Source organism: Kribbella speibonae (assembly GCF_004331375.1).
Lineage (GTDB): Bacteria > Actinomycetota > Actinomycetes > Propionibacteriales > Kribbellaceae > Kribbella > Kribbella sindirgiensis.
Genome location: NZ_SJKC01000010.1, coordinates 302,160 through 308,723 on the forward strand (window position 1 = coordinate 302,160; position 6,564 = coordinate 308,723).

General features: G+C 67.2%; 5 protein-coding genes. 4 read left to right on the forward strand and 1 reads right to left on the reverse strand.

The window, feature by feature from the left end:
• The first annotated feature begins 235 nt into the window (after nucleotides 1-235).
• The 3 genes from E0H92_RS43885 (at nucleotide 236) to E0H92_RS43895 (ending at nucleotide 5,647) form a co-directional block, all read left to right on the forward strand.
• Nucleotides 236-2,944, forward strand: coding sequence for an AbfB domain-containing protein (locus tag E0H92_RS43885; protein ID WP_131500486.1), 2,709 nt, complete (start codon nucleotides 236-238; stop codon nucleotides 2,942-2,944).
• A 1-nt stretch (nucleotide 2,945) separates the two neighbouring features.
• A complete protein-coding gene (locus E0H92_RS45425) occupies nucleotides 2,946-4,754 on the forward strand; it encodes a glycoside hydrolase family 76 protein (RefSeq protein ID WP_131500487.1) in 1,809 nt (602 codons plus the stop codon).
• A 242-nt stretch (nucleotides 4,755-4,996) separates the two neighbouring features.
• Complete coding sequence (locus tag E0H92_RS43895) at nucleotides 4,997-5,647, forward strand: hypothetical protein (protein ID WP_131296354.1); 651 nt, start codon at nucleotides 4,997-4,999, stop codon at nucleotides 5,645-5,647.
• Here the strand turns inward: E0H92_RS43895 and E0H92_RS43900 are convergent, their stop codons facing one another.
• Complete coding sequence (locus E0H92_RS43900; RefSeq protein WP_131462844.1) at nucleotides 5,648-6,127, reverse strand: P-loop nucleotide/nucleoside kinase family protein; 480 nt, start codon at nucleotides 6,125-6,127, stop codon at nucleotides 5,648-5,650.
• An 83-nt stretch (nucleotides 6,128-6,210) separates the two neighbouring features.
• On the opposite strand from E0H92_RS43900, the gene E0H92_RS43905 reads away from it, so the two are divergent.
• Nucleotides 6,211-6,465, forward strand: a complete 255-nt coding sequence (locus E0H92_RS43905) for a helix-hairpin-helix domain-containing protein (RefSeq protein WP_131462843.1) — start codon at nucleotides 6,211-6,213, stop codon at nucleotides 6,463-6,465.
• The last annotated feature ends 99 nt before the right edge of the window (nucleotides 6,466-6,564 follow it).

A 6,564-nucleotide genomic window follows, 5' to 3' on the forward strand; every position in this document is an offset into this window, starting at 1 on the left:
TCCGAAAGTCTGGGTTGGCTCCCGGGATCTCGGTCGCCAACCCTGTATCTCGGACGCCAACCCACCAAATGAGTGGCAGGCGCCCGACGCAGAGTTCGGACTGCACGCGTCAGATCTTCACGTAGTCCGACAATTTCCGACAGAAACAATCACGCGAGGTCTTGACCTGGCCGCGCGGGCCCGCATACTCACCAGGTGAGAGCGCTCTCTTCCTACCGCCCCAGGGAGATCCATCATGCTGTCGCGACTCCGCCTTCTGACGTTGGTGCTCGGCGTCATCGCCGTACTCCTGACGCCGCTCACCGCCAGTGCGTTCACGCCGAAGCCGCCGCCGTTGGCCACCCCGTGGACCAATCAGGTGTCGGTCACGAACCCGCTCCCCGAATACCCGCGGCCGCAGCTGACGCGGGCCGAGTGGCAGAGCCTCAACGGCGTCTGGCAGTTCGCGCCGACGAGCGATCTGAACAACCCGCCGACCGGGACGCTGCCCGAGGAGGTCCTGGTCCCGTACCCGATCGAGTCCGCGCTCTCCGGCATCCAGCGCCACGAGAACCGGATGTACTACAAGCGCACGTTCACCGTCCCGGCCGGCTGGTCGGGACGCCACGTGCAACTCAACTTCGGCGCGGTGATGTGGCAGTCGAAGGTGTGGGTGAACGGCACGCTGCTCGGCACCCACGAGGGCGGGTACGACGCGTTCTCGTACGACATCACGTCGGCGTTGCGGGCCGGTAGCAACGACATCGTCGTCGGCGTCTGGGCGCCGGTCGACACCGAGGACATCCCGCTCGGCAAGCAGCGCCTCAACCGCGGCGGCATCTGGTACACACCGTCGTCAGGCATCTGGCAGACCGTCTGGCTCGAGCCGACGCAGCCCACCTGGATCACCCGGCTCGACACGATCCCGAACGTCGCGGCCGGCGGACTGGACCTCACCGTGCAGGGATCTTCGCCCGGTCAAGCTGTCCACGCCCAGGTGCTGTCCGGCGGTCAGGTCGTCGGTGAAGCGAGCGGCGTCAGCGGTACGTCGTTCCGCGTCGCCGTACCGAACGCGCGCCTGTGGTCGCCCGACGACCCGTTCCTCTACGACCTCCGCGTGACGATGGGCAGCGACGCGGTCGGCGGGTACTTCGGGATGCGGTCCGTCGGCAAGGCGATGCTCGGCGGCTTCCTCCGGCCGACGCTGAACGGCAAGTTCGTCTACGCGCTCGGCACCCTCGACCAGGGTTACTGGCCGGACGGCCTCTACACCGCGCCGACGGACGACGCGTTGCGGTTCGACCTCGAGCAGCAGAAGGCCCTCGGCTTCACCATGGTGCGCAAGCACATCAAGGTCGAGTCGGCGCGCTGGTTCTACTGGGCGGACAAGCTCGGGCTGATGGTGTGGCAGGACATGCCGTCGCTGGTTGCCGGACGCAACGCTTCCGCGACCGGCGAGGCACGGTACGAGTTCGAGCTGCGCCGGATGGTCGACAACCGCAAGCAGATCACGTCGATCACGCAATGGATCCCGTTCAACGAGGGCTGGGGCGAGTTCCAGGCCGGCCGGATCGCCGACCTGGTGAAGAGCCTCGACCCGAGCCGGCTGGTCAACCACAACTCCGGTTCGAACTGCTGCGACTCGGATCCGGATCCCGGCAACGGCGACGTCATCGACGACCACATGTACGTCGGTCCCGGCGTCGCGCGGGCGCCGTCGACGACGCGTGTTTTGCAACTCGGTGAGTACGGCGGCCTCGGACTGCACGTCCCCGGTCACGAGTGGCCGAGCGGCAACAGCTTCGCGTACGAGATGCTCCCGACGCCGGACGCGCTGACCACGCGGTACGCGCAGATCACCAGCCAGTTGCCGGACCTGATCACCGGATCCGGGCTGTCCGGCTCGGTCTACACGGAGCCGACCGATGTCGAGGACGAGATCAACGGCTTCTACACCTACGACCGGCAGGTGCAGAAGATGGACTTCGCGCGGGTGCGTGCCGTGAATCAACAGGTCCTGGCCGCCGCTAACGGTACGACGCTTCCTCTTGGCAAGCTGGTGTCCTTCCGGGTCACCACCCCGACATACACGAACCGGTACCTGCGGCACATCGACGGTGTCGCGAACACCGAGGTCATCGATGCGGGCAGCAACCAAACGCTCAAGCAGGACGCAACCTTCTGGGTCCGGCCAGGGCTGTCGAACAGCAACTGCTACTCCTTCGAGTCACGCAACTTCCCCGGTCAGTACTTGCGCCAGCGCGACCTGCGGATCTACATCTCGGGCGACGCCTCCGCGGCCGACGCCACCTTCTGCACGCATCCCGGTCTGAGCGGCGGAGGTACGTCGCTGGAGTCCGCCGCCCGACCCGGGTACTACCTGCGCCACCGCAACTCCGAGGTCTGGCTGGACACCGACACCGGCGGCTCGTACCGGGACGACGCGACCTGGAACCTCGTCCCGGCCTGGTGGCGAAGCGGCGCGGACCTCGCCGTCGGCCAGAGCCGCACGTTCCGCGTGACCACGGTCGGCTATACCGATCGAGTCCTGCGGCATCGCGAAGGGCTGGCCCGGACCGACGTGATCGATGCCAACTCGTCGCTGACGGATCGCCAGGACGCAAGCTTCGTGATCCGCGCCGGCCTGGCCGAGAGCAGTTGCTACTCACTCGAGTCGGTCAACTTCCCGGGCCAGTACCTCCGGCACAGCAACTACCGCTTGCAGAAGGCGTCCAACGACGGCACCGACACGTTCCGCAAGGACGCCACGTTCTGCGCCCAGCCACCACGCGCCGGCGGGACCGGCAACGTGTCACTGCAGTCGATCAACTACCCGACGTACTACGTCCGGCACGCCAGTGAGCTGGTCTACATCGCCACCGTCGGCGGCGCGAACGCGTGGGACGGCGGCGCGTCGTACGACGCCGACACAACCTGGACCAACCAGCCCGGCCTCGGAGGCTGACATGCGGATTCTGTTGGTGTTCGGCCTGCTCTTGCCGCTTCCTGTTGATGCACACCCGCTTGACGCCCACCCGCTTGCAGCACAGGTCTGCTCGGTCTCGTGCGACACGCTCGATCCTTCGACAGCACAGGAGGAGACGTTCCCCGTACCGGAGAAGGTGATCAACGGGCGTCGCGTCGTACTGCACGTGTCCGACAAGGACGCGATGGCGTGGGGCAGCATCGACAACGGATCCACCAACGACGCGGTCTGGCTGGACCGCAGCTGGGACGGCGGCGCGACCTGGGACGGCCTGCTCGGCAAGGCCTCGATCCCGTCCGGATGGACCGGCACGCGCACCCTCATGTACAACCTCGCCGACCCGGCCGGGCACCGGCGCGGCCTGATCCGCGCCTGCGGTGACGCGGCGGGCGTCGACTGCACCGCCTGGGTACACACCGCGGTCTGCGCGGCGGCCTGCGACGGTAGCTCCGGTCCGACCGGCGACAACCAGCCGGTGCCGTCGACCACCCTGTCGAACCGGCGGATCTCGCTCCATGTCGACAATCGCGGGATGGCGTGGGGCGCACTCGAGAACGGCACGGGCGGCGACGAGATCTGGCTCGATCGTTCCTGGAACGAAGGCGCGTCCTGGCCCGGCGGCGCATCACTCGGCCGAACCAGCGTCGCCTCCGGCGCCAGTGCAGCCACCACCCGCCTCTACGCGGTAACCGACCCAATCTCCAAGCTGTACGGCGGCGCGGTCCGCGCGTGCGGGCGAGCCGTCGAAGGCCAGAACGGCAGCTGTACGGCGTGGGCGCGCCCGGCCTCCGACCGCACCGGCGCAGCAGCTGACGCGTTGATGTACTCGTACCAGGCGCACACCGCCTGGTGGCTGTCGAGCTGGTGGAACTCCGCGGTGGCGGTGACGACGCTGATGGATTACCAGCAGCGCACCCGGCGTACCGATCTGCGCTGGATCGTGAACGAGGTGTTCGAGAAGAACAAGGGAGTGTTCCCGGCCGGCGAGAAGAGCGGTGACGCGCTGGAGGGGAACTTCATCAGCCGCGCGATCGACGACACCGAATGGTGGGGTATCGCGTGGATCGAGGCGTACGACCTGACCGGCGACCGCAAGTACCTGGACATGGCGGTCACCATCGCGAACTACGTGCAGGGGTACTGGGACACGAGCACCTGTGGCGGCGGCGTGTGGTGGGACCGCGAGCGCACCTACAAGAACGCGGTGACGAACGGGCTCTACGTCCGGCTGGCCGCGGCGCTGCACAACCGGCTGGCCGGCGACACCGTCTGGTTGCAGCGGGCGACTGCGGGATGGAACTGGTTCGTAAACAGCGGGATGATCAACTCCTCGAACCTAGTGAACGACGGCGTGACCAGTGCGTGCACCAACAACGGCCAGACCGTCTGGACCTACAACCAAGGCCTGGCGATCGGCGGCGCGCTGGAACTGTGGCGGGCGACCGGGGACAGCTCCCTGCTCGCGAGGGCACGGCAGCTGGGTGACGCGGCGATGTCCTCGCTCAGCCCGGGCGGGATCCTCACCGAGAGCTGTGATCCGGCGGGCACCTGCGACGACAACCAGAAGCAGTTCAAGGGCATCTTCATGCGGTACTTCATGGACCTCGCGGACTCCACCGGCGACGCGTCGTACCGGACCTATGCGCAGCGGCAGACCGACTCGATCTGGCAGAACGACCGCGACCCGCTGAACCGGCTCGGGCAGCGCTGGGCAGGCGGCGGCGCGCGGGACTGGCGCACGCAGGCGAGCGCTCTGGGGGCACTGGTGGCGGCCGCACCGGCGGGCTGAGCTTGACACTTGTCCAGATTTCGATGCGTTGTTACCAAAATCGGACCCCGGTGCTGACCCTGCACCACGGGGTGCAGCAGACTGGTCCGGTGACGTTTCCGGAGAGGCGCCGTAGCTGCTCACACCGAGTAGGCGGAGCTCTGGTCAAGCGGTCGTATGACGGCGTACCGTCACCTGCATCCGGCATCGTGTCACCGTCCGGCGCTCCGTCGTGTCCGCCTGATCATGATCGGAGGGCGTGAATGGCTTCGTGGCTGCTCCGCGCCCAATGGCCGCATCGTGACGAGACCGTCGAGCACCGCGCGCTCCGGGTCGGCCGGACGCTGACCGCGGTCGCGGTCGCGTTCCCCGACGTCCACAACTGGACGCAGGACGAGCGCTGGGGGTACCACGTCCTCGAAGCCGACGGCTCCACTCCGCTGCAGGAGATGGTCGAGGCGACGACGAAGGTGCTCGCGAACGGTACGAGTACGACGCGGCTCCACCTGCAGAGCACCGGCGAACTGCCGTGGCTGTTCGACCTGTCCATGGGCGGCACGATGACGACCGTCTCGGACCAGCTCACGCTGCACTGGAGCGACGAGGACGCGCTGCAGCAGTCGGAACGCTTCGCTCAGGTCCTCCGCGCGGTCGTCACGATCTGGGAACCGCAGTGGGCGAGTATCGCCGACACCGAGCTCGCCGCGGCAGCCGGTGTCTTCCGGCGCGGGATCCCGATGATGGGCTGGCTCACGTACGTGCGGGGCATGGTGGCCGGCGCTCCCGGCATCGACATCAGCCTCACGCCGTACGAACGCGGCACCCTCCTGCAGGCGCCGGTCTCCCCCATCGACCTCACGCCGGTCCACATCTGCGCGGCGGCCGCACTCGTCGGCATCGCCCCTGAGGAATAGCTACTCCTTCACCACCAGCTGCCGATCCCAGTTCTGCAGCTCATCCGCAGTCGGTATCTCGAACCTGCCGCTCCACTCCGCGAGCTCCTCCCGAGTGATGGAGAACGTCGCGGGCGGCAGATCCGCGTTACGCCGCTCCAGCCTCTCCCACAGAACCTCGAACGGCAGATCGAGTACGACGATCTCCGCACTCGCACCGAGCGCCTGAGCGCGCGTCCGGAACAGATCGCGCTCTTCCCGGGACCAGCAGCCGTAATCGAGGATGACGTCCACCTCGAGCGCCAACGCCCTGGCCGCGACGCCCCAGAACAGTTGCGACTCGAGTACCCAGCGGCGTCCGTTGAACTCATTGGTGTTGAACAACGCGTCCATCCACTCGTCCGGCGTGAACCGCAGCGCTTTCCGCTCGTCCTCGACACGTTTCGCCCACGACGTCTTGCCGGCACCGGGTAGTCCGACGATCAACACCAATCCAGCCATCCCCGGAGCATAGGGCCACGGCGCCGTACAGTCGTCCGATTTGTTCAAGACCCGCACCGGCCCCGCGAGGCAGGGTGGGATGTATGTCCAAGAACGAACTGACGAGTCTCATGAATGTCGGCCCGGCGGTCGCCGACTACCTGGGCCGGGCGCAGATCACGCGAATCGACCAGCTGGCCGGTCGGGATCCTGCCGAGATCTACGAGACGATCTGCGAACGCGACCAGCAACGCCACGATCCGTGTCTCCTGGACACGATCATGTCCGCCGTCGACCAGGCGAACGGCAACCCGCCGCGGCCCTGGTGGACGTACACACCAGAACGCAAAGGTGCGTAGAAATGTTAAGGGCCACCCCTAGTGGGGTGGCCCTTAACAGTGTGAATGTCCGGCGGCGTCCTACTCTCCCACGACCTCCCGGTCGCAGTACCATCGGCG